General features: G+C 59.8%; 22 protein-coding genes and 1 tRNA gene. 13 read left to right on the top strand and 10 right to left on the bottom strand.

What is annotated here, in order from left to right:
• Nucleotides 1-2: 2 nt before the first annotated feature.
• From L6D74_RS22755 to L6D74_RS22740, 4 genes are all read right to left on the bottom strand, one after another.
• Nucleotides 3-428 (bottom strand): ExbD/TolR family protein, encoded by a 426-nt coding sequence (locus L6D74_RS22755; protein ID WP_007955109.1) that lies wholly within the window; start codon nucleotides 426-428, stop codon nucleotides 3-5.
• A gap of 11 nt (nucleotides 429-439) precedes the next feature.
• Complete coding sequence (locus tag L6D74_RS22750; RefSeq protein WP_236190461.1) at nucleotides 440-2,239, bottom strand: DUF2341 domain-containing protein; 1,800 nt, start codon at nucleotides 2,237-2,239, stop codon at nucleotides 440-442.
• Nucleotides 2,240-2,253: 14 nt separating this feature from the next.
• Complete coding sequence (locus L6D74_RS22745; protein WP_236190459.1) at nucleotides 2,254-3,849, bottom strand: ShlB/FhaC/HecB family hemolysin secretion/activation protein; 1,596 nt, start codon at nucleotides 3,847-3,849, stop codon at nucleotides 2,254-2,256.
• 71 nt (nucleotides 3,850-3,920) lie between these two features.
• Nucleotides 3,921-4,532, bottom strand: coding sequence for a transposase (locus tag L6D74_RS22740; RefSeq protein ID WP_082934408.1), 612 nt, complete (start codon nucleotides 4,530-4,532; stop codon nucleotides 3,921-3,923).
• Between the two features lie 269 nt (nucleotides 4,533-4,801).
• Here L6D74_RS22740 and L6D74_RS22735 point away from each other — a divergent pair, with 269 nt between their 5' ends.
• Nucleotides 4,802-6,115, top strand: coding sequence for an S-type pyocin domain-containing protein (locus L6D74_RS22735; protein ID WP_236190458.1), 1,314 nt, complete (start codon nucleotides 4,802-4,804; stop codon nucleotides 6,113-6,115).
• A 9-nt stretch (nucleotides 6,116-6,124) separates the two neighbouring features.
• Nucleotides 6,125-6,397 carry a bacteriocin immunity protein gene (locus tag L6D74_RS22730; RefSeq protein WP_064596229.1) on the top strand — a complete coding sequence of 91 codons (273 nt, stop codon included), beginning with the start codon at nucleotides 6,125-6,127 and terminating at the stop codon, nucleotides 6,395-6,397.
• A 3-nt stretch (nucleotides 6,398-6,400) separates the two neighbouring features.
• Here the strand turns inward: L6D74_RS22730 and L6D74_RS22725 are convergent, their stop codons facing one another.
• The 3 genes from L6D74_RS22725 to L6D74_RS22715 all read right to left on the bottom strand — a co-directional run bounded on the left by L6D74_RS22725 (nucleotide 6,401) and on the right by L6D74_RS22715 (nucleotide 9,451).
• On the bottom strand, nucleotides 6,401-7,609 hold the full coding sequence (locus L6D74_RS22725) for a DSD1 family PLP-dependent enzyme (RefSeq protein WP_236190575.1): 1,209 nt from the start codon (nucleotides 7,607-7,609) through the stop codon (nucleotides 6,401-6,403).
• Between the two features lie 74 nt (nucleotides 7,610-7,683).
• On the bottom strand, nucleotides 7,684-9,012 hold the full coding sequence (locus L6D74_RS22720) for a D-arabinono-1,4-lactone oxidase (RefSeq protein ID WP_236190574.1): 1,329 nt from the start codon (nucleotides 9,010-9,012) through the stop codon (nucleotides 7,684-7,686).
• 76 nt (nucleotides 9,013-9,088) lie between these two features.
• On the bottom strand, nucleotides 9,089-9,451 hold the full coding sequence (locus L6D74_RS22715; RefSeq protein ID WP_236190457.1) for a c-type cytochrome: 363 nt from the start codon (nucleotides 9,449-9,451) through the stop codon (nucleotides 9,089-9,091).
• A gap of 231 nt (nucleotides 9,452-9,682) precedes the next feature.
• Between L6D74_RS22715 and L6D74_RS22710 the strand changes: the two genes are divergently transcribed.
• The 3 genes from L6D74_RS22710 (at nucleotide 9,683) to L6D74_RS22700 (ending at nucleotide 14,361) form a co-directional block, all read left to right on the top strand.
• The gene (locus L6D74_RS22710) at nucleotides 9,683-11,308 is read left to right on the top strand and encodes an NADP-dependent glyceraldehyde-3-phosphate dehydrogenase (protein WP_236190456.1); all 1,626 of its coding nucleotides are present in this window, start codon (nucleotides 9,683-9,685) and stop codon (nucleotides 11,306-11,308) included.
• A gap of 46 nt (nucleotides 11,309-11,354) precedes the next feature.
• Nucleotides 11,355-12,395 carry an FUSC family protein gene (locus L6D74_RS22705; RefSeq protein ID WP_178076469.1) on the top strand — a complete coding sequence of 347 codons (1,041 nt, stop codon included), beginning with the start codon at nucleotides 11,355-11,357 and terminating at the stop codon, nucleotides 12,393-12,395.
• A 73-nt stretch (nucleotides 12,396-12,468) separates the two neighbouring features.
• Nucleotides 12,469-14,361 (top strand): acyltransferase family protein, encoded by a 1,893-nt coding sequence (locus L6D74_RS22700; protein WP_236190455.1) that lies wholly within the window; start codon nucleotides 12,469-12,471, stop codon nucleotides 14,359-14,361.
• A 2-nt stretch (nucleotides 14,362-14,363) separates the two neighbouring features.
• Here the strand turns inward: L6D74_RS22700 and L6D74_RS22695 are convergent, their stop codons facing one another.
• Nucleotides 14,364-15,257 (bottom strand): DMT family transporter, encoded by an 894-nt coding sequence (locus L6D74_RS22695; protein ID WP_236190454.1) that lies wholly within the window; start codon nucleotides 15,255-15,257, stop codon nucleotides 14,364-14,366.
• Nucleotides 15,258-15,397: 140 nt separating this feature from the next.
• Between L6D74_RS22695 and L6D74_RS22690 the strand changes: the two genes are divergently transcribed.
• Together L6D74_RS22690 and L6D74_RS22685 are read left to right on the top strand one after the other, a co-directional pair.
• On the top strand, nucleotides 15,398-15,835 hold the full coding sequence (locus L6D74_RS22690; RefSeq protein ID WP_064596210.1) for an Lrp/AsnC family transcriptional regulator: 438 nt from the start codon (nucleotides 15,398-15,400) through the stop codon (nucleotides 15,833-15,835).
• A 40-nt stretch (nucleotides 15,836-15,875) separates the two neighbouring features.
• On the top strand, nucleotides 15,876-16,202 hold the full coding sequence (locus L6D74_RS22685; protein WP_064596208.1) for a YceK/YidQ family lipoprotein: 327 nt from the start codon (nucleotides 15,876-15,878) through the stop codon (nucleotides 16,200-16,202).
• A 72-nt stretch (nucleotides 16,203-16,274) separates the two neighbouring features.
• On the opposite strand, the gene L6D74_RS22680 is transcribed toward L6D74_RS22685, so the two are convergent.
• Nucleotides 16,275-16,946, bottom strand: coding sequence for a Bax inhibitor-1/YccA family protein (locus tag L6D74_RS22680; protein WP_007955123.1), 672 nt, complete (start codon nucleotides 16,944-16,946; stop codon nucleotides 16,275-16,277).
• A gap of 122 nt (nucleotides 16,947-17,068) precedes the next feature.
• Between L6D74_RS22680 and L6D74_RS22675 the strand changes: the two genes are divergently transcribed.
• A tRNA-Ser gene (locus L6D74_RS22675) sits at nucleotides 17,069-17,156 on the top strand.
• Nucleotides 17,157-17,530: 374 nt separating this feature from the next.
• Entirely contained in the window at nucleotides 17,531-17,782 is a 252-nt protein-coding gene (locus tag L6D74_RS22670) for a DUF2790 domain-containing protein (RefSeq protein ID WP_064596091.1), read from the top strand.
• A 76-nt stretch (nucleotides 17,783-17,858) separates the two neighbouring features.
• Here L6D74_RS22670 and L6D74_RS22665 read toward each other — a convergent pair whose 3' ends face one another.
• The gene (locus tag L6D74_RS22665; protein WP_085611760.1) at nucleotides 17,859-18,785 is read right to left on the bottom strand and encodes a LysR family transcriptional regulator; all 927 of its coding nucleotides are present in this window, start codon (nucleotides 18,783-18,785) and stop codon (nucleotides 17,859-17,861) included.
• Between the two features lie 239 nt (nucleotides 18,786-19,024).
• Here L6D74_RS22665 and L6D74_RS22660 point away from each other — a divergent pair, with 239 nt between their 5' ends.
• Genes L6D74_RS22660 through L6D74_RS22645 form a run of 4 tightly spaced genes read left to right on the top strand, consistent with a single transcriptional unit; the run spans nucleotide 19,025 to nucleotide 22,381 of the window.
• Nucleotides 19,025-20,461, top strand: coding sequence for an NAD-dependent succinate-semialdehyde dehydrogenase (locus L6D74_RS22660; protein WP_236190453.1), 1,437 nt, complete (start codon nucleotides 19,025-19,027; stop codon nucleotides 20,459-20,461).
• Nucleotides 20,462-20,472: 11 nt separating this feature from the next.
• On the top strand, nucleotides 20,473-20,805 hold the full coding sequence (locus tag L6D74_RS22655; protein ID WP_236190452.1) for a carboxymuconolactone decarboxylase family protein: 333 nt from the start codon (nucleotides 20,473-20,475) through the stop codon (nucleotides 20,803-20,805).
• Entirely contained in the window at nucleotides 20,806-21,807 is a 1,002-nt protein-coding gene (locus tag L6D74_RS22650; protein WP_236190451.1) for an NAD(P)H-quinone oxidoreductase, read from the top strand.
• 16 nt (nucleotides 21,808-21,823) lie between these two features.
• Nucleotides 21,824-22,381 (top strand): hypothetical protein, encoded by a 558-nt coding sequence (locus L6D74_RS22645; protein WP_236190449.1) that lies wholly within the window; start codon nucleotides 21,824-21,826, stop codon nucleotides 22,379-22,381.
• Nucleotides 22,382-22,385 lie beyond the last annotated feature (4 nt).

Here is a 22,385-nt window from a genome sequence, read left to right as displayed (position 1 = left end):
ACTCAGCCCTGCGTCGGTTTGCCGGTAACGAGACCGACCTGGGACAGTTCGAGCCGGCGCAGCAGGTCCAGCACTTCGATGACTTTCTGGTACTGCACCGTAGCGTCGCCGCGCACGATCACCGGGAAGTCCGGGTTCTGCGCCTTCTCGATCCGCAGGCGTTCTTCCAGCTCCGGCAAGGTCACCGGGTAGGCGTCGAGGAACACCTGGCCGCCGTCGTTGACCGAAATCGCCTTGGTCTTGGCCTCGGACAGCGACACGGCGGCGCTGGCCTTGGGCAGGTTGATCTGGATCCCGGAGACCTGCGCGGTGGCGGTGAGGATGAACATCACCAGCACCACCATCAGCACGTCCACCAGTGGCGTGATGTTGATGCTGTCCACTGCGGCATCTTCGTCATCGTCGTGGGAGGCATTTACGGACGCCATGTCTTTGCTCCTCAGGCCGGTACGGAGTGGTTGGCGTGATGACCGCGCTGATGCGCCGCTTCACTGGACTGGCCTTCGCCGTGCATCTCCGCCAGACGGGTGATGAACTCGTCGACGAACACGCGCATGTCGGCGCTGACTTCCTTGTTGCGGGTAATCAGGCGGTTGTAGCCAAACAGCGCCGGGATCGCGACGAACAGGCCCATGGCGGTCGCCAGCAAGGCGGCGGCCATACCCGGCGCGATGGCGTTGATGTTGACGTCGCCGGCCATGGCCGTGCCGAGGAACACCACCATGATCCCCAGCACGGTGCCGAGCAGGCCGATGTACGGGCCACCGGCGATGGCGTTGGACAGAGTCGAGAGTTTCGAGCTCAGTTGCTGGTTTTCCCGGGTGCGCACGCCGTCCATCGAGCAGCGGATGGCTTCGATGGTTGCAGCGGAAACCGACGAGGTATCGGCGCCCTGCTCGCGGCGGGTGCGGATCTCTTTTACCGCTACTTGATACAGACGCCACAGCGGCGAGTGCTGCAGGCGCTGGGCGAGTTGAGTGTCGTCGGCGAACATTTCCAGGCGGGTGCCGACCTTGGCGAATTGCACGCGGAAGTCTTCGTTGGCAGCAGTGACGCGGCTCAGGGTGCGGTTCTTGCGCAGCATGATGATCCACGACTGGAACATCATCAGCACCAGCACCGCGATGATCACCCAGGCATCCACCGGCACCGCGTTGAGCAGGAAGCCGAGGCTGCCGAAACCGAAACCGGACTGTTCTTCATCGACGCCGTAAGCCACCAGTTTCGACTCGGCGCCCTGGGAAGTGGCGTCGGCCAGCAACAGCGGCGCCGGACGGGCGACTTTCGACAGGCGCAATTCATCGATGGCACCCACGAACGGCTGGTATGCGCTCGGGGAAAGATCAGCACCAATGGCCATGACCGAGTTGAACGCCGGCATCGCCTGAGCCAATGCCGCGCCTTCGCGACCGTTGATGTACAGCGTCACTTTTGCGCCTTCGGCGGTCAGTGCGACGTGCTGCCATTGACCCGGATTCAGCGGCTGCGTGGCCACGGCGCGATGGCCATCGATTTCCACGAACGGCACGCCCTGATTCACACCGACCAGCAGGCTGTTGGCACCTTCGCGGCGGGCCAGGATCAGTTGCTCGCCATTGGCCTGATCCAGTCGTAGCCAGGCACTGAAGGTGAACGCGCTGCCAGCGTTGTGCTGCAACGACGGACTGGCCGGTAACAGCAGCGGCTGGCCGCTGAACTGCAAGGCCCGCCCTATTACGCCGTCAATGCTTGCGCCGGTCGCGCTCTGCGCGGTGTTGCCGTAAGCAGTGGTGTCTTTCGCCGGAGTGCCGGTGGCGCCGTCGAAGTGATAGAGCGCGGTGTAATTCGGATCGAACGTCAATTGGCCGTTGCCGGTCGCCGGGGCTTTCTGATTGCCGTAATACATCCAGATGTCCTGACGCTGACCGCCCTCGACATTCGGCACATCGACCCAGATCAGCGCCATGCCCATCAGCGCGTCGAAACTTTCGATCTGGTGGTTGAGCACGGTCTTGTCATCGGCGGCAACGAAGCGCAGGTCCGAGCCGTCCTCCTTCACGCCGTCGAAGGTGAAATTGCCGGTGTGCAGGCGCACCAACAGCGCGGTGCGGCCGAGGGCCTGATTGATCGCGGCACCTTGCGGCGTGGTGTCGACGGCGATCTGTTTGCGGTAATGCCAGTCGTCTTGCCACCAGGCCTGAGCCGTGGCCGGGAGCACGAAGCCCAGGCAGATCAACAACGAAATGAAAAGGCGCTGCATGAAAAGTGCTCCTGTTAGAAAGTGGCCTGAAGGTTGAAGTGCAGGCGCGATTCCTGTTTCGAGGTGTTCGGCCCTTCGAGTAGCGGGTAGCCCCAGTCGAGGCTGCCGGACAGCCATTTGCTCAGGCTGGCGCGGGTGCCGAGGCCGACGCTGGCCAGGGCGTAATTGGCGTCCTGATCCGGCAGTTCGTCGCGCAGGTAGAGTTGCGCGCCTTCGGCGAAGGCGTAGAAGCGCCAGTCCTGCATCCAGCCGCCGACGTACTTGGCCAGCGACGGTGTGCGCAGCTCTTCGCTCAACAGGAAACCGTCATCGGCGGTGCGTTCGGCAGCCAGATAACCGCGTACCGAAGTGGCGCCACCGGCGGAGAATTGTTCGTTGGAAACCAGCGGCCCCGACGCCAGCTGGAACGCGGCTTTACTCGCGCTCTGCCAGTCGCTGTCGAAGGTCCAGGTGAAGTTGGTATCGCCCTTGAGCACGGCGAAACTCGGGTTGGCGCGGTAGCGTTTGTAGTCGAAGTCTTCGTCGGAGCTGCCGTAGCCAAAGATGCTGCGAGTGGCCGCGACCAGGCTCAAGCCAAGGCCGAGCTGGCTCTTTTCGCTGTAGCGATAGCCGTTGTAGGCGAAGGTGAACGGTGCGTATTTGAGCGGCACCTTGTCGCTCTCGCCGGACAGGGTCAGGCGTTCGTCGAAGTCCTTGAAGTCGATGCCGGCCGACAGCGAGTTCGACCAGTTGCCGCTGGACGGAATCGTGTAGATCGCCGCTACGCCGTAGGAATGGCCCTTGCCGAGCACGTTGCTGCCGCCGATGGTGGCGACGTTGCTGTCGGACTGGTAACCGGAGAACTGCACGCTCCAGCGCTCGGTCAGCGGCGCGGTGTAAGAGCCGGACCAGACCTTGGCGTTGTCAGTCTCCTGCGGCGCGGTGAAGAACGTCAGGTTGACGCTGTGCCCCAACTGCCAAAGGTTGTTGTAACCAAGCCTGGTGACGGTGCGCAGTTTTTCGGTGTCGGCGCTGTAGTCGTTGTTCAGCCCCACGCTGGCGGTCCACGGGTTCTGGTCTTCGACCTGCAAGTCCACATCCATGGTGCCGGGGCGCTGGCCTTCGCGCACCAGCGGCATCACCTGGCGGCCCGGGGTCTTGTTGAGTTGCGCCAGTTCGCCCTGAACCTTGGCGAAGTCCGGCACCTCGCCTTCCTTCAGCGCCGGGACATTGTCGCGAATATCCAGCGGCGAATAGTGTTTGGCGCCGACCACCCGCACCCGGCCGACCTTGGTTTCGCTGACTTGCAGGTAGACGATGCCGTCGGCCACCGCTTGCTCCGGCAGTTCGACGAACACCGATTGATAACCGCGCTCCTGATAGGCCTTTTGCAGGGCATCCCGCGCGCCTTCGATGTCGCTCAAGGCTTTTTGCGGGCCGAGGAACGGGTACACCGCTTCTTCGATCGCCCGCGCATCGAGCACGGTGTTGCCGCGCACGAAGTATTCGTTGACGTCCACCAGACGCTGCGCCGCTGCGTTCTCGGCCTCTTCGGCGAACGCCGGCTGCGCGCCGGCCGTCACCAGCAGCCAGCCCCACAGCGCCAGCCGTGACGTGAAAATCTGCTCCACACTACCCCCTGAAATTCGCGATGACCTGTTGGCGCTTTTGCGCCTTGCGTGTGCGTCAATGACTGGCGTTGTTAATTGCTGACGTGCGGGACCGCGGCGTGCTTGCCCAGCCAGGTGTGCAGCAGCGCGAAGTTCAGCGAGAACTCGGGCATTTGCAGCAGCGCGCCGCAGAACACTTCACCGATGATTTTCTGGATGAGCTGCACCGCACGCGGCTCGTTGAGCAGCGTGGCGATGTCGCGACTGAGGACGTTGAAGCTCCAGACTTTCTGGTTCAGGCCCAGGCCGACGAACCAGCGGAACAGCAGGTTGTAATTGAGCTGTTCGTAGAGCTGCTGCTCGCTGGGCACCGAATACAGCAGTTGCAGGAGCAGGATGTGCATGACCGTCTGCGGGGCGATCAGCATGCCGGGTTGGGCATTGAGGTCGTGCAGGAGGTCGCGGTGAGCGTCGAGCAAATCGTCGATCTGCGGGCGCAGCAGCACCAGCGAATGCCCCGGCGGAATGTAGCTCGAGACCTCTTTCAAGGCGCCCTGCCAGTCATCCTGCGACACGATCCAGACCCACGGCGCGCCGTAGCGATACACCGAAACCGGCTTCTTGCGCGCGGCCTCGACGATCTTCGACAGGCGTTGATCGAGTTCCTGCATGCCCACTTTCGAGTAGCGTTCCATAGTCCCCATTGCCTCACTCCCGGCGTCCCGCCTCGGCTTGTGAAAAGCGCCCCTCAGGGCCCCTCAAGCGCGTTACATAGGCATGACCGGACTGGCGATGTGCTACCGAACTTTTGTCATAAAAGCTTCATTACGAAAATCGAGTGGGTCTTCGGATCATGGCCGCAAAACTCCGAAACAGGAAATTTCCGCGCATCTTTTAGGAAAGGTCCTAACGCCAGGTAGGGGGCGTCCCAGTTAGGTTGCGGGCTTCTTCCGTTACCTACAGATAAACAACCATGGCGCGGGACAAGGACATTCCCCAGGTCTGGGAATACCGGGGCGGCAATGGCGGCGCCGGACACGGCAGGCTTGTCCCACGGGACATGACATCGACCGAGTTCACCGAATTCAAAGCCCGCGAAGCGACCTACGACGCAATCATCGCTCGCCAGCAGGCACATGAAGAGCGGTACTTGCGCCAGATCGAGCAGCGTCCGCAAGCGCCCGGTCGGGGTTGTGTGTTCGCCAAAAGCTGCAACCTTTCGGACGGCGTGATCGATCACAACAATCCGGCCGGTTTCATCCCGACCGAACGGTTGGCCGAGTATGGTCAGTGGGCCGTCCTCGGCAGCCAGGTGCCAATCAGCGCTGAAGGCGTTCCGTTGAAGTGGGTGGCGGGCTCCGGCACCGGTCGGGCGCTGGGGCAACGGCTCGGTGGTTCGCTCGGGCTCAGCCTGCTGAGCGGCGCCAGTGCCGCCGGCACCCTGGCATTATTGATCCCCAACACCGATATCTCGTCCGACAGCGCTTTCTACACCAACGAACAATACGCGCAGCTCACCAGCGGCCGTACCCGCGTGCGCTTCAATGCCAAGACACTGCCCGACGGCTCCATCAGTGCCTACGGCTTCTACACGGGTGGCAAGAAGGACTGGGAGTTCGTCCCGGTCATCAAAGCCCGGCAAGAAGGCGAACACTTCGTCGCCGACCTCGGCCACGGCATCGGGCTGACCTGGACACCCGCCGCCAACCCCGATGACGCCCCCTCCATCCCGGCCCTCGAAGGCGCCCCGCCGCTGCCGACGATCTGGGTGTATCCGCCGGGCGAGAAGACTGACCGCATCCTCGTCAATCCGCAGCATCCGCCGGATTATCACGACGCAATCGTCTGGTTTCCGGCGAATGCGGGGCTGGCACCGATTTATGTGGTGCTCAGCACGCGGTATGAGCCGGGGATTGTGACGGGGGTGGGTGAGGATGTGGAGGGACGATGGCTCGACACTGCCCGTTCCGGACTCGGAGCGCCAATTCCAACCAATATGGCCAGTCAATTAAGAGGACGTCGTTTCTCCAGCTTCGATACATTCCGACGAGCGTTCTGGACCGCCGTATCGAAAAGGCCGGAATTGAGTTCCCAGTTTTCGCGCAGGGATCTGGATCGTATGCGAGCAGGAAAAGCCCCGCGTGTCGATATTTCGGATGTGGCAGGCTCAAGGATCTCGCATGAGATACATCACGTGGAGCTGATTTCAGAGGGTGGTCCGGTTTACGACGTCGATAACATGCGAGTTAACACACCTCGAAACCACATTGACGTACATCAGAATTAAGGAAAGAAAATGAAGGATCCCTTTATCAAAAACAACATTTCTGAATACACGGAGCGCGAGTTCGTTAGTTTTCTGGAAGAAATATTCAAAGAGGACCAGGCGCCTTCTGATACCCGCGCCGACTTGCTGGTTCGCCACTTCAACAAGATCGTCGGGCATCCGGAGAAGATGAACCTGATCTATCGTCCGCTGCCCGAGGCCGATGACTCAGCGGAAGGAATAACCCGAACCATAAAAGAATGGCGTTCATCGCAAGGCTTGCCAGGGTTCAAACCCGAATAACCTTCAGGTATACACAGGCCAGGTATCGACAATCTTGCCGCCGCGCACCGCCAGTAAATCACCAAACTGCAGCAACACCGCCTCAGTCTGAGTCGGCCGTAGAAAAACCTGATCCTCCACCGTCAGCCCCACGGCATTCGAACCATTGACCATCTCCTGATTCGAGCTACGGCCGTAAACACCATTGCTCTGCAATCCGGGCGGTGATTCGAACTCGGCCATCCAGTTGCCGCCGTAGATGAAAAAGGTCTGCCGCTGGTTGGTGTCCCACCACGAAAACAGTTTCGACTTGTCATCCAGCGCCGGAATATTCACCGCCCCCGTGCTTTTCAGCACCGGCGTGGCGATGTACGCGGCAGGTTCATGTTCAACCAGCGACGGCAGATCGTAATGCGTCGGCTTGAGCATCGCCGTCCCCACCGACACTTCACTGCTCAGGTGTTCGTTTTCATGCATGCGATAACTAGGGCTGCCGGCGGTGTTCAGGCACAAGCCGTCATGCCACAGCGCCGGATATTGCTGCCGGGTGAAGTCGACGCAGCGCTGATAAATCACCATCACCTTGGCAAACAGTTCCTCGGGCGAACCGAGAATCCCCGGCACGCCCATGCCCACGAACGGGTCGTAGCCCATGAAGCCGGCGAACTCCAGGTGCTGCGGGTTGGCGGCGATCAGCGTGAGCATCTGCCCGAGCACGTTCACGTCACTGACGCCGCCCCGGTGCAGGCCGACGTCGAGCTCGATGTTGATCCGCATCCGCGTGCCCAATCCCTGGGCCAGCGCGAGGTATTGCTGCAAGCGTTCGGGGTTGTCGATCAGCCATTGCAGTTGCTTCGTCGGGTCGAACGGACCTTTGTGGGTTTGATAGAACAGCTCAGCCGAGCGTACCGGTAAGGGCTTGCCGAGCAGGATGTCCGACTGCGGGAACGTCACCGCATCGTGATTGAGAAATGGCTGATGAAACGACATCAGCCGCTGCGTCCCCGCCCGTTGGCCGATGTAGCTGAGCAACCCCGGTGACGGCAGGGATTTCTCCACCAGCCGCAACTGCTTGCCCGTGCGTTTGACCGAGCGCATCACCACGTCGATGTTGTGATCGAGGCGATCCAGATCGATCAGCAACACCGGGCGCATCGGGCCGTTGGCCTTGAGTTCGTTGTTCAGCGCTCGGAAATAGTCGCTGTAAGGCCCGCCGCGATCCCCCGGCCGCAGCCACGCACCCACGCCCACCAGCAAGGCACCGACACCCAACGTACCCAGCACGAAATCACGTCGATTGACCGCCATCAGCTCACCCCCAGAATCGACGAAAGATGCCCGTTGAGAAACTTGCCGTTCGGGTCCAGCGCCTGGCGTATCTGAATGAATTCCTGCCAGCGCGGATAGAGCGTTTGCAGCGTGCGGGCATTGAGCGTGTGCAACTTGCCCCAGTGCGGGCGGCCGCTGTACTTCCAGAAGATCGGCTCGACGGCGGCGAAAAAGTTGTGATGGTCCATCTGGTAATGCTGGTGGACCGAGATCGAGCAACTGTCGCGGCCCTCGAACATGCTCAGCGGAATATCGTCGGCCTTCACATAGCGGTACTCGATGGGAAACCAGGTGCGCAGGTCTTTGTCGCGGATCAGTTTGAGAATCTCGCGCAGGCAGGCCGGGCCGTGTTCGGCGGGCACCGAATATTCCATCTCGTTGAAACGCACGGTGCGCACGTTGGCGTAGATGTCGAACGAGTCGCCGACCCGGTCATCGAAACTCGCCAGATGCCGCAAGCTGTTGAGCAGCGAACTGCGCAGGCCCGGGAAATCGCTGCCGTACTTGTCGATCTTCTCGATCAACGTCACGAACTCGTTGCCGCCCTCCTCTTCGGGCGGAATCGGCGGCGTGGGCGGGTCAGTGGTTTCGTTGAGGGCGATCGACAAGGCGTAGTCGGAATGGGTGACGACGAGCATTTCCCAGTGCTGGTTTTCGCGGGTGTTCTTGTCCAGGTCTTCGAGCAGTTCTTCGGTCTTGGCGATCCACTGGGTTTCCCGCAGGCGATAGGCCGGGCGGTTTTGCAGGCGGACTTTGGTGGCCACGCCCAACGCGCCGAGGGATACCCGGGCGGCGTTGAACACTTCGGGATGACGCTGGCTGTCGCAATCCAGCACCTCGCCACTGGCGGTCACCAGTTGCAGCCCGCAGACGTGGGCCGAGTAGGACTGGAAGGTTTTGCCGGTGCCGTGGGTCGAGGTGGAAATCGCCCCGGCGAGGGTCTGGTAATCGATGTCGGCCATGTTTTGCAGGGCCTGGCCGATGTCCTTGAGCGGCACGCCCATGCGCGACATCGGAGTGCCCGCGGCGAATTCGGCTTGCAGGGTTTTCGGGTCGTGATCGAGCAGACCATTGAAATAGCTCAACGACAGCAACGTGCCATCGGTGGGCACCAGCGCACTGAAGGAATGCGCCGAACCGACCGGACGAATCTTGCCCGGTGCCTGCTGAATGACTGTCGTCAGCTCATCGAGATTCTTCGGCGCCACCCGCGCCGCGGGCAGGCAACTCTGCCCGCCCGACCAGTTGCGCCAGGGAATCAGCCGCGGCGCGCGCATCAACTGGCCCAGCGCCGGATTGCAAGCCAGCGCGCTGAACGCGCCGACGATGCTTGCCCGTTGCAACAACTGCCGGCGTGTCAGATCTATCGGCATGCCAGGATCCTTATTGTGGGAGCGGCTGGTCGGCCATGAAGCCGATCAACTGAAGGAATTGGTCTTCCGAGCACTCGACGCACTGGCCCATCGGCGGCATGCCGTTGTAGCCGTTGATGGCGTGGTCGAGCAGCGTGTCGGCGCCCTGCTGGACACGCGGTTCCCAGGCCTTGCGGTCACCGGTCAGCGGCGCATTGGCGGCGGGGTTGGCGTGGCAGAGCTGGCAGCTGTTGGCGTAGATCTGCGCCAGCGCCGGGTCGGAGGGCATGGCGCTACGGGCGATGCCGGATGAGGTCGGGGAGTTGGCGTCTTCGCCGCAACCGGCCAGTGCAACGGCCAGCATCAGCAGCCAGGTGAATCGGGATGCCCGCATAAAGATCCTCGCGTGAGGTGCCGCTTATTGTTGTGATCACACCTTAAGGCAGCGACGGCGGCGGGTTGAGGGCATTGCGGGACAGTGAGGGGGGCATACGGGGCCAGTCAGGGCTTACGCCTTGCGTGACATTCCCGTGACATTTGCGGGTTTAAATTTCAGTGAATTCAGGCGTATAACCTGTAAAGCCTTTTCCAATCGGCCCGCCGACATCTTCTACGGGGTAGCGACATGACCACAGCAAACATCCTTGGCAACCTGTTCCCTTCTGTCAGCGACATCCCGGAAAAATACCGCCTCGACGGTCAGGTCGAGCAACGCGAATACCTGGTCGATGGCCAGTTGCGCCGCTGGGACGGCCCGCTCGCCACCGTGCGCAGCCCGGTCTATCTGCACGGCGACAACGGCGACGAACAAGTGATCCTCGGCAGCACGCCGCTGCTGGACGCCGACACCGCCCTCACCGCCCTCGACGCCGCCGTGCGCGCCTACGACCGGGGCCAGGGCCTGTGGCCGACCCTGCGCGTGGCCGAACGCATCCAGCACGTCGAAGCCTTCCTCGGGCGCATGCGCCAGCAGCGTGACGCCGTGGTGAAACTGCTGATGTGGGAAATCGGCAAGAACCTCAAGGATTCGGAAAAAGAGTTCGACCGCACCTGCGACTACATCGTCGACACCATCAATGCGCTGAAAGAACTCGACCGCCGCTCCAGCCGTTTCGAGCTGGAACAGGACACCCTCGGCCAGATCCGCCGCGTCCCGCTCGGCGTGGCGCTGTGCATGGGCCCTTACAACTATCCGCTAAACGAGACGTTCACCACGCTGATCCCGGCGCTGATCATGGGCAACACCGTGGTGTTCAAACCGGCCAAGCTCGGCGTGCTGCTGATCCGTCCGCTGCTCGAAGCTTTCCGCGACAGTTTCCCCACGGGTGTGATCAACGTGATCTACGGCAGCGGCCGCGAGACCGTCAGCGCGCTCATGGCCAGCGGCAAGATCGACATCTTCGCCTTCATCGGCACCAACAAGGCCGCCAGCGACCTGAAAAAGCTGCACCCGAAACCACACCGTTTGCGTGCCGCGCTGGGCCTGGATGCGAAGAACCCCGGGGTCGTCCTGCCCGAGGTGGATCTGGACAACGCGGTCAGCGAAGCGGTCACCGGTTCGCTGTCGTTCAACGGCCAGCGCTGCACCGCGCTGAAAATCCTGTTTGTGCATGAGGATGTGGTCGACAGCTTCATCGAGAAATTCAACGCCAAACTGGCCAGCCTCAAACCAGGCATGCCATGGGACAGCGGGGTTTCGCTGACGCCGCTGCCAGAGTCAGGCAAGGTCGATTACCTGCATGGGCTGGTGGCTGATGCGCAGAGCAAAGGCGCCCGGGTGGTCAACCCGAATGGCGGCGAAGCGCGGGCCTCGTTCTTCTACCCGGCGGTGTTGTACCCGGTGACGCCGCAGATGCGTGTCTATCAGGAAGAACAGTTCGGCCCGGTGGTGCCGATCGTGCCGTACCGTCACCTCGATACCGTGATCGACTACGTGCTGGAATCGGACTTCGGCCAGCAACTGAGCATCTTCGGCACCAACCCGGTGGCGGTCGGCCGCCTGGTCGACACCTTCGCCAACCAGGTCGGGCGGATCAACCTCAACGCCCAGTGCCAGCGCGGCCCGGACACCTACCCGTTCAACGGGCGCAAGAACTCCGCCGAAGGCACGCTGTCGGTACACGATGCGCTGCGAGTGTTTTCGATCCGTACGCTGGTGGCGACCAAGTTCCAGGAACCCAACAAGGATCTGATCAGCGAAATCATTCGCGGGCGCGATTCGAACTTCATCGCCACCGACTACATCTTCTGAGGAGGAATCAGCGCTGAGCACTTTCAGCCCCCACCGTTGGCCGCCGCTGTTGCGGCGGATCCTGCGGCCATTGCTCGACCCGTATCGACGTTATCGCCATGCACGAACGATTCACGCGGTGCGGGTCGCGCTGGGATTGCTGGCGACGATCCTGCTGACCACCGGCATCAACCTGCCCCACGGCGAGTGGGCGTCGGTGACCATGCTGGTGGTGATCGGCGGCTTGCAGCACCACGGCAACATCGGCAAGAAAGCCGCCGAACGCGCCACCGGGACCTTGATCGGTGCCGGCGTCGGTTTGTTGATAGTGGCGCAGCAGGCGTGGCTGGGCATGCCGTGGCTGACCTATTTTGCGATGGCGGTGGTGTGCGGATTCTTCTCGTATCACGCCATCGGCAAGGGCGGCTACACCGCCCTGCTCTCGGCCATCACCGTGTTCATCGTCGCCGGGCATGGCGACAACCCGATCACCGACGGGCTGTGGCGCGGGGTCGATATCCTGATCGGCATCGCCCTGGCCCTGGCCTTTTCCTTCGCCCTGCCGCTGTACGCGGTGTACTCGTGGCGCTACAACCTGGCCGACGCGCTGCGCGATTGCGCGACGGTGTACGGACGGATCATCGGCGGCCAACCGGTGACCGCCGACGAACACTTGAAGTTGATGAACCGGCTGAACGCGGTGATGGTGCAACTGCGTTCGCTGATGCCTTCTGTGTCCAAGGAAGTCAAAGTGTCGATGACCGAGCTGGACGCTATCCAGCGCAACCTGCGCATGTGCATCAGCACTCTGGAAATCCTCGGCAACATCCGCCCGGACGCCAACGACCCCGACGCCATGACGCACCTGCAAGCGGCGCTCAAGGCCGAACACCGGCACATTCGCGTGCAATTGATCGGCATGGCCCGAGCGTTGAAATCCGGTGCGGTCCAGCGACTGGGACGTCCGGTGGAATTGCCGGACGCCAGCCTCGACACGCCGATTTACAGCCCGCTGGATGGCTACCGCCTGCTGACCCGACAACTGGCAGCCAACATCGGCGAGATGCGCCAGCGTCTGGCGAAGACTGCGCCGCGCTGGAATATCTGAGACTTTTCCGATGTAACAAACTCGACATACTCTCTACAATGCGCCTCCACAATGGACGTGGACGGACGCTTCAATGCAATTCAGGAAGAATATCAATGCCTTGCGGGCGCTTGCCGTGCTATCGGTGGTGCTCTATCACTTTGATGTTCCAGGGTTCGGCGGCGGATTTTCAGGCGTAGACGTGTTCTTCGTCATTTCCGGCTTCCTGATGACCGGCATCATCTTCACGGGCCTGGAACAGCAGCGCTTTTCGTTACTGGGGTTTTACGCCTCGAGAGCCCGACGCATCATCCCGGCGTTGCTAGTGGTGTGTCTCGCCCTGCTGCTGTTCGGTTTCGTCTTTCTGCCGCTGGATGACTTTCGCGACGTCATCAGAACGATCAAAAGCAGCCTGCTGTTCAGTTCCAACTTCATGTTCGCCAAGGGTGGCAGCTACTTCGACGCACCGCTGCACGAGAACTGGTTGCTGCACACCTGGTCGCTGTCAGTCGAATGGCAGTTCTACATGCTGTATCCCTTGCTGCTGATGGCGCTTTACAAGTGCCTGGGCGCACAAAAGACCCGCTACAGCTTGTTGATACTGGCTGCTGCGTCTTTTGCCGCCTCGACTGTCATCACACGCTCGGATCCGGTGTTTGCCTTCTACATGCTGCCGACCCGAGCCTGGGAATTGATTGCCGGTGGCCTCGTATTTCTCTTTCCCTTGCAACTGAGCAAGCGCAACGGCTCCATCTGTGAAGGCCTTGGGCTTCTGGCAATTTTGGGTAGTGTGTTGTGTTTTTCGGAACAGGACCTTTGGCCGGGTTACCTGGCACTCTTGCCGGTTCTGGGCACGGTACTGGTGATTTACGGTAATACCCGATCGGTTTTCAGCACGTTCAAGCCACTGCAATTGATCGGCACCATTTCCTACTCGGTTTATCTGTGGCACTGGCCACTGGTGGTTCTTCTCTACACTTGTGGCCTGCTCAATAGCTGGCCACACGTCTGGGGCGCAGTGTCGCTGTCATTTGTTCTGGGTGCCGGGTCGTATTACCTGGTGGAATCCAGAATCAAGCCGATGAAGTCGGTACGCGGTACGCTCTTCAGGTATGCATCGTGGGTGACCGGAATGGTTGTCGTGTCTGCCGCGACGGCGTCGCTGGTCAAGAATCACCCATCACTGCGCTTTGCCTTTGTCGACCTCGGGCAACCCGAGTACACCAGCAAACTCTATACCCAGGAATGCCACCCGAATGCCCATGGCGCAGCCGATTGCAAACTGGGCAACGGCGAGGTGTCAGTCATTCTGTTTGGCGACAGTCATGCGCAATCCACCGCCGCTGCCGTGCAGATGGATAATCCGCAAGCAGCTTTGTCGTGGTCCCTGGGCGGTTGTCCGACATTGCAGAACTTCCAGATGCACGACAAAACACTCGAGCGTAAATGTCAGGCGTTCAATCACGAAAAACTGCAAATATTGAAGAATTCATACACGGGAATTCCAGTGGTGCTGTTCAGCAGAGCGGCGCTGTATGCCGATCCGAGTCGTAACAACAGCTATCGGATTCGCTTTCCCGATCAGCAGCCAATGTCTTTCAGCGAGGCCTACGTCGCTGAATACGCGAACACCGTGTGCGCCATCGCCGAAAACCATCCGGTTTACATCGTCAAACCAATCCCGGAGATGCCGTTCAGCGTCTATAAAGGCCTGAATCTGCATCAACGCATTTTTGGTGACACTGCCGATATTTCCATCCCGTTGCAGGATTACGAGCAACGCAACCGAATCGCCAACGATGCCATTGAAACTGTGGCGAAACGGTGCAATGCACAGGTGCTGGACCCGACCCCGCTGCTTTGTCCGGACGGTAACTGCATGGGGTCAAAGCAAGGTGTGCCGTTGTATTTTGACGATAACCATCTGGTCGATGCCGGCAATCAACAACTAAGAGGACTGTTCAAAGCCGCGGTCAAGGAGATCTGAATTCACTGAGCGAGCAGACGACGTGACTTCAATCCCCAACCCTGTTGCATGCCGGCTGCTGCCAGCAGGATTGCCGCCACGCCGACCCATTGCAGAGTTTGCAGTTGGTGGCCGAAGGCAAACCAGTCGACGAAAATCGCCGCGATCGGGTATATGAACGACAGAGCGCCGGTCAATGCGGTCGGCAGTTTCTGAATCGCGCCGTAAAGCAGCACATACATCAGACCGGTGTGGACAATGCCCAGCGTCACCAGACTGGCCCAGGCACTCGGTGCCTCGGGCATCGCTGAAAAATGCGCGAATGGCGCGAGCAGCAACACCCCGGTGCAGACCTGGATCAACGCAATCAGATGCGGCGGTGTGCCGGTCAGGCGCTTGATGATCAACGCGGCGATGGCGTACAGAAACGCCGCCCCCAATGCCAGCGCGATCCCCATCAGGTAATCATTGCCACCCTCGCCCTGCCCCCCGTGGGCACTGACGATGGCCAGCATCCCCATGAAAGAAATCGCCAGCCAGAACAGTTTTTGCAGGGTGATCTTCTCGCCCAGAAACAGCGCCGCCAACCCCACCAACATGAACGGCTGCACGTTGTACACCGCCGTGCCAATGGCAATCGAAGCCCGGGAATAGGAGGCGAACAGCAGCACCCAGTTGCCGACGATTGCCATCCCGCTGAGCACCGCCAGCAGGAAGGTGGTGCGGGTCAAGATACCTGGGCGCAGAAAGCCGAATGCGGCGCAGATCAGCAGCAAGGTCCCGGCACCGAATACGCAGCGCCAGAACACCACGTCCAGCACCGGTTGCCCCGACACCAGCACGAACCAGCCGATTGTCCCCGATATCAGCATGGCGGCGGTCATTTCGAATGAGCCGCGACGGATTGTTTTGTCCATCATCAATCTCCTTAATGTGTGGCACAAAGTATGCCAAGCGAGACCGAAACTTCTCCAGCGCAAAAAGCAGGCTAAACTCGGTTTCTGCCTTTTTTATCAAGGGTGGTTTGTGCCATTCGCCTAATGCGGGAGTTTCTTGTATGACCGACGATATCGACCAGATCCTGATCGGAGCTCTGATGGAGGATTCGCGCCGCTCGCTCAAGGCCCTTTCGCAAATCAGCGGGTTGTCCTCGCCCAGCGTGGCCGAGCGCCTGCGGCGTCTGGAGGAGCGCGGTGTGCTTAAGGGTTACACCGTAGAGATTGACCCGAAGTGCTTCGGTTATCAGTTGCAGGCGATTGTCCGGGTGCGGCCATTGCCGGGGCAGTTGCAGGAAGTGGAGCGGCAGATCCTTTCGATTCCCGAGTTCACCGAGTGTGACAAGGTCACCGGAGAAGATTGTTTTATCGCGCGCCTGCATGTGCGCTCGATGGAGCAGCTGGACACCCTGCTTGACCGGTTGAACACGCTGGCGGAAACCAATACCGCTATCGTCAAGAAGACCCCGGTGAAACGACGATTGCCGCCGATGGCGTGAGCGGCGTAGATTGTGTTTTTTCCGGCGAAGGATTGGCGGTATGAAAATTCAGGCAATGATGCTGGCGATGTTGATGCTGGCCGGGTGCGGGACGGTGCAGACCGTGGCGTTCAGCGATAAGTCTTCCACCGACCAGTTGAAGACTAAAAAATCCTACTGCGGCGCTGTACCGCGCATCTACAGTGGCGTGACGTACGATTTCTGCATGCTACACGCCGAAAAGCCGGATGACGTCGATGCGTTCAACTACAAGAACGCGACGCCGGGTCTGCTGGTCGATGCAGCCGTGTCGGGAGTGCTCGATACGTTGCTGCTGCCCTACACGATTTACAAGCAACAGGCAGACGGCAGCATCGAGATCAATTGAGCGCCTGCTCGCATTTTCGCAGGCAACAAAAAACCCGCTTTCGCGGGTTTTCTGTTTATAGCGGTGCAGCGATCAGTCGTCGCGGCTCATGATGCCGAAGATCTGCAACAGGCTGACGAACAGGTTGTAGATCGATACATACAGGCTGATGGTCGCCATGATGTAGTTGCGCTCGCCGCCGTGGATGATGGCGCTGGTCTGGAACAGGATGCAAACCGAGGAGAACAGCACGAAACCTGCGCTGATCGCCAGTTGCAGGCCGCTGATCTGGAAGAACATGCTTGCCAGCGTCGCACCCAGCAGAACGAAGAAACCGGCGGTGATGAAGCCACCGAGGAAGCTCATGTCCTTGCGAGTGATCAACACGTAAGCCGACAGACCACCGAACACCAGCGCAGTCATCGCGAACGCGGAGCTGACCACTTCAGCGCCGCCCTGCATGCCCAGGTAACGGTTGAGGATCGGGCCGAGCAGAAAGCCCATGAAACCGGTCAGGGCAAATGCCGACACCAGGCCCCAGGCCGAATCACGGAGCTTGTTGGTGAGGAAGAACAGCCCGTAGAAACCGATCAGCACCACGAAAATATTCGGGTAGCCGACCCGCATCTGCTGGGCCACGAACGCCATCACACCGCTGAATGCGAGGGTGAGCGCCAGTAGACCGTAAGTGTTGCGCAGGACGCGGCTAACCTCTAGCTGCTCAGCCTGCACGCTGTTGTGAACTGCGTAATCCTGTTCGCGCATGGCGACACTCCTGTTGGTTTGAAACGTTCAGTCGCAAAGATCATAACAGACGCTCTGTAACAAGCCATGCACAGAGTTTGACAGTGTGTTTCATTCAGGTATTATGGCGCCCGCAACGCAACGGAGGTGTGGCCGAGTGGTTTAAGGCAACGGTCTTGAAAACCGTCGACTGTAACAGGTCCATGAGTTCGAATCCCATCGCCTCCGCCATCTTATGTACGACAAAGCCCTGATTATTCAGGGCTTTGTCGTTTCTGGCATCCGGGAATTTTACTCCTCTCCCTCAGGATGGTTTGCGCATCTTTTCGGTCATTTCCGCCCCCCTGCTGCTCCGACACGGCTGCGCGCGCCCCCAAAAAAATTTAGTTCCTCCACCTCGCAACTGAGGGAGGCAGCTGTCTTCAAGATGCGGTTTTCAGTCAAAAGCCGACAGTCCCAAAATCAAGCGTTCTGACGTCCGAAACCTGACGATTGTGTTCGGAATGTAGAAAAGTCTTTCCCTGATTCGCTCCTGTTTCCACAAACCCCTCGAGCCTAAAGTTCGTCCTGCCAGCAAGATCACACTTACTTCAGGGAATCTCATCATGAAAACTGCAATGATCATCGTCGCACTCTTGGGCTTCAGCTCTGTGGTAGCGGCACAGGACGGTAATGCCAAGAATCAACAGGTCGAGCAATATGGCTACGGTACCCACCTTGATGTCGCCAAGGTCATCTCTGAAGACCCGGTGCCGGATATTTGTGCAGTCGTACCGACACACATGACCTACCAGGATTCACAAGGCAAACAACACGTACTGGCCTATAAGGTCATGGGCCGGTGCAGCCAAGGCTAAGTAACCTGTTCGCCGATCATTGCGCCTCGGGAAGTTGCTTCATCGAGGCGCAAATACCTTTCTGCCCCGCAGCGTTTCAACCGATAAGTGCTTTGGCCGTGGCTGCCAGCTGACTGCCAACCTGATCTTTCAACGTTTCGATGAAACGAGTGATTTTTGCATCGACGAACTGTCGCGAGGTATAGACGGCATATACGTTACGCTCGTAGGTATGGTAGTCAGGCAAAACCCGCACCAGCTTGCCGGAGCGCAGATCGTCGATGGCCGTGAAACCGGCCAGCAAGCCAATCCCGGCACCCTCTCGAATGGCAAGCGCCATCGCATCCATATCGTTGACGCTGAAACTCGGCCCTGTCGGGATAAATGTCGCGTCCCCCGCCTTGCTTTTGAGCTGCCACTCATCCCGCGCATAGTCCACCGTACCCAGCAGCAAACACTGGTGATCACGCAGATCTTCAGGCGTCTCAAGAGGCGCATGCCGGGCCAGGTAGTCTGGCGACGCCACCAGAACACAATGGCTGACACCGATCTTTTGGCTGACATACGCGGAATCGGGTAGCGCTCGGGCGATCAGAATCGAGACATCCAGTTGGTCTTCCAGCAGGTTAGGCATGCGTTGTGAAAGCAGTAAATCCACAGACACCTCCGGGAATTGCTGGCGGTAATCCAGCACGGCCCGCGTGACCAGATGCCGAGCCAACCCGGGGACGCAATGCACCCGCAGTGTTCCACGAGGCTCCAGCGCCGCATTGCTGGCTTCGGCTTCGGCACTTTCCAGATCAGCCAGAATTTTCGTGCAGCGCTCATAGAACCGTCGCCCCGCATCGGTGACCGACAGGCGCCGCGTCGAGCGCTGCAACAGACGTGCGTCGAGCACGTTTTCAAGCGCAGATACAGCACGCGATACGTTACCGACCGTGGAGTCCAGATGATTGGCCACGGCCGTGAAACTGCCCATCTCGACAACCTTTATGTACACCGACATGTTCGAAAGCTTATCCATCGCGACCTTCCTGTGGATCTGGCGCACACCCGTGATAACCGCTTTTTTCAGGATGCTACACGGTCGGCCCGCAGCCCGATATTACCTCTGCAGACAACAATGATTCCCTTCGGCCCGACTAAATCAACGGGCCCTCCTTCCATAGACTTGGTTGCACAAGCTTCCTGATCAGGCTCTGCGGCACAGCCCATCAGGCACCGAGCTTCATACGAATCTCACAACCAACTGAAGGCCACATCATGAAGACTTCCTACGATCCGCTTTATCTTTTCATCGGTGGTGAATGGCTCAACGCCGAAGGGCGCGAGACTGCCGCCGTTGTTAACCCGGCAACCGGCCGGGAAATCGGACGCGTCCCACTCTCCACCGCAGGCGACCTTGATCACGCTCTGGCAGTGACTCGCCTGAGCTTCGAGCAATGGCGCCAGACCGTGCCCGACAAACGCGCAAAAATTCTCAAACGTGCCGCCGACCTGATCCTCGAACGTGCACCGCAGATTGCTGCGCAGATGACCCTGGAGGAAGGCAAACCGCTGGGTGAAAGCCTGGATGAAGTGACCCGCGCGGCGGAGTATTTCGAATGGTTCGCCGAAAGTGCCCGGCGCATCGACGGCCGTGTGGTCCCGGCCAATCGACCAGGCGTGCTGCAACTGGTCAAACGCCAGGCCATCGGCCCGGTGGCCGCATTCACGCCGTGGAACTTCCCGGCCATCACCCCGGCACGCAAACTCGCGGCAGCGCTGGCTGCGGGTTGCAGCGTCATTCTCAAGCCAGGTGAAGAAAGCCCCTCCACAGCGCTGGCCCTAGCGCGTGCACTCGACGATGCAGGATTGCCCAAGGGTGTGCTGCAAGTGGTCTTTGGCGTACCGGATCAAGTGTCCAGCCATCTGATCGCCTCGCCGATCATCCGCAAAGTGACGTTCACCGGTTCGGTGCCCATCGGGCGCCTGCTCTCCGCACGAGCGGCTGAAGGCGTGAAGCCCATCACCCTCGAACTGGGTGGGCACGGACCGGTTCTGGTATTCGAAGATGCCGACATTGAAAAAGCCGCCATTGAAGGTGTCGCCAATCGGTTTCGCGGGACCGGGCAAGTGTGCATTTCATCCACTCGGTTTCTGATCCAGCGTGGTGCCTATCAAGCCTTCGTTGATCACTTTGTCGCTGCGACCCAGGCCCTGCGGATCGGCGACGGCTTGCATCCTGACACCCAGGTCGGACCGTTGGCCAACCCGAGGCAATTGGCAAAGATGGAAGAACTGGTCGCCGACGCCGTCGAAAAAGGTGCGCGGGTATTGGTCGGTGGTGAAGCCTTGGCAGGCGAAGGCTACTTCTTCCAACCCACGGTTCTGGCGGATGTGCCGATGGATGCCCGCGTGATGCACGAAGAGCCTTTCGGCCCCATCGCCGTACTGATGCCGTTCGATGAGCTGGCAGATGGTTTGAAAGAAGCCAACCGCCTGCCCTACGGCCTCTCTGCCTACGCGTTCACCTCCAACGCGCGCACGGCCATTGACGTCGCGGACGGATTGGAGGCCGGGATGATCGGGATCAACCAATACCGCATCGTCGCTACCGAGCTCCCCTTCGGCGGGATGAAAGAAAGCGGTCACGGCTCCGAAGGTGGCATTGAAGGTATCGAGCACTATCTCACCCACAAATTCATCAGCCAGGTTTAAGGAGCTCGCCCATGTCCAGGATCAATTTCAGCAGCCCTCGCGAAGCAGCACGCGCGTTCACTCCGAAGCTGTCGCAATTCGTCGACTCGACGCTTTACCCGCAAATCTGGAGCGATCCCGCGCTGTCCCCGCGCGACCGTAGCCTGATCACTGTGGCGGCATTGATTGCCGCTGGTCACTCGGAAGAGTTGCCTGCCCACTTACGCCGCGCGGCTGCCAACGGTGTGACCCAGGACGAAATGGCGGCAGCGATCACCCACCTGGCTTTTTACGTAGGTTTCCCTGCCGCCATCACCGCATCCGCGATCGCCAACGCCACGTTCAGCGCAAAGGAGAACAACTGAATGAAAGCCATCGACATCAGAGCGTTTGGTGCGCCAGACGTCCTCGAACTCGTAGAAGTTGCCAGCCCTGAAGTCCGTCCTGACGACCTTCTGGTACGTGTCTATGCCGCCGGGGTGAACCGTGCGGACCTGACTCACAGGACCGGTGGGTACGGCCGTCCGAATTTCGGCGACTCGCTGATCATCGGCCTGGAAATCGCCGGCGAAGTGATCGGCAAAGGTAGCGCGGTGACGGGATTCGAAGCAGGAGATCGAATCATGGGCGTGGTCGGAGGCGGTGCCTACGCCGAACTGGCACGCATCGATTACCGCATGGCCATGCACATCCCGGCGCAGCTTGACTATGTACACGCGGCGGCCATTCCCGAGGTCTTCGTCACGGCCCATGAAGCGATGATGCATCTGGCTCGGCTCAAGGCCGGCGATTCAGTGTTGATTCATGCGGCCGCCGGCGGCGTCGGGTCTGCCGCGGTGCAGCTGGCTTACGCCACGGGTGCCACGGTGTATGCGACGACCGACGGCAGCAAGTTGGCGCGTGTCGAGCATTTGGGCGCTGACGTGGCGATCGACTACAAGACGCAGGATTTCGCTGACGTAATCGCCGCCAAAACCCAGGGGCGCGGCGTCGATGTCATCATCGACTTTATCGGGGCGCCCTACTTCGCACGCAACATCGCGTCCCTTGCAAAGGGCGGTCGCCTGGTTCAGGTGGGCATCCTCGGCGCAGGCGGCAACGTGACCGTAGCGCTGGAGGACATTCTTTACCGCCATTTGCAAATCATCGGCACGGTGATGAAGTCGCGTACGCAGCCGGAGAAGCACGACATGATCAAGCGCTTCCGCGAGCACTGGCTTGATCGCTTTGAGGGGGCCGCAAGTCTTGAGCCTGTCGTCGATAGCACCTTTGCGTTATCACGGGCTGCCGATGCTCACCGCCGAATGGAGTCTTCCGAGAACGTCGGGAAAATCATTTTGACGATGCAGCCTGAAGACTTGCTTTGAGTCTGGCCAAAACGGGATGAAGACGCCTCCCGGAGAAATCGGCAAGACTATCTTGCTAACATCGCGCGCTCCAGCCCAATTGCACGAAGTAAACGCAGGTATTTACATGTTCGACAGAAGCGATTTCGATCAACTATCGAGTGACCAGCAGATTTGTAGTGCTGCACGAAGTGAATGTCGCGGTCTCTACTACGTCACCTATCCAAACGACGCCTTTCGATATTCTGAGTCGCAGGAGACCATCAGAATAACTCGCGCACCCAAACGACATGGTGAAGACGGACTGAAATTCTGGCTCCAGGCGGAGTACCTGGATTGGCGACCTGAAAGTGACAGCCGTTTCCCGCAACACGTATCCGACGCCAAGTTTGAGAAAATCCCGGAAGCTGTTTTCAATCAGATGATTGTGGATCGGACGATTGATTTGATTGCTCCGCTCAAGCAACCGCTGCATGAGCCGACAGGTTTTGTCGGAGCGTTGCTGATGTACTCAATGAAGACGGATTTCATCGTTTCACTGTTCGCGGAGTATGAAGACGAGTACATCCATTTCCACTGGTACACGATTTCATAAGCTC

It is taken from the genome of Pseudomonas pharyngis, from assembly GCF_021602345.1.
Classification (GTDB): Bacteria; Pseudomonadota; Gammaproteobacteria; order Pseudomonadales; family Pseudomonadaceae; genus Aquipseudomonas; species Aquipseudomonas pharyngis.
The sequence above is the reverse complement of the archived record's forward strand: the minus strand, read 5'-3'. Positions and strand labels throughout refer to the sequence as shown.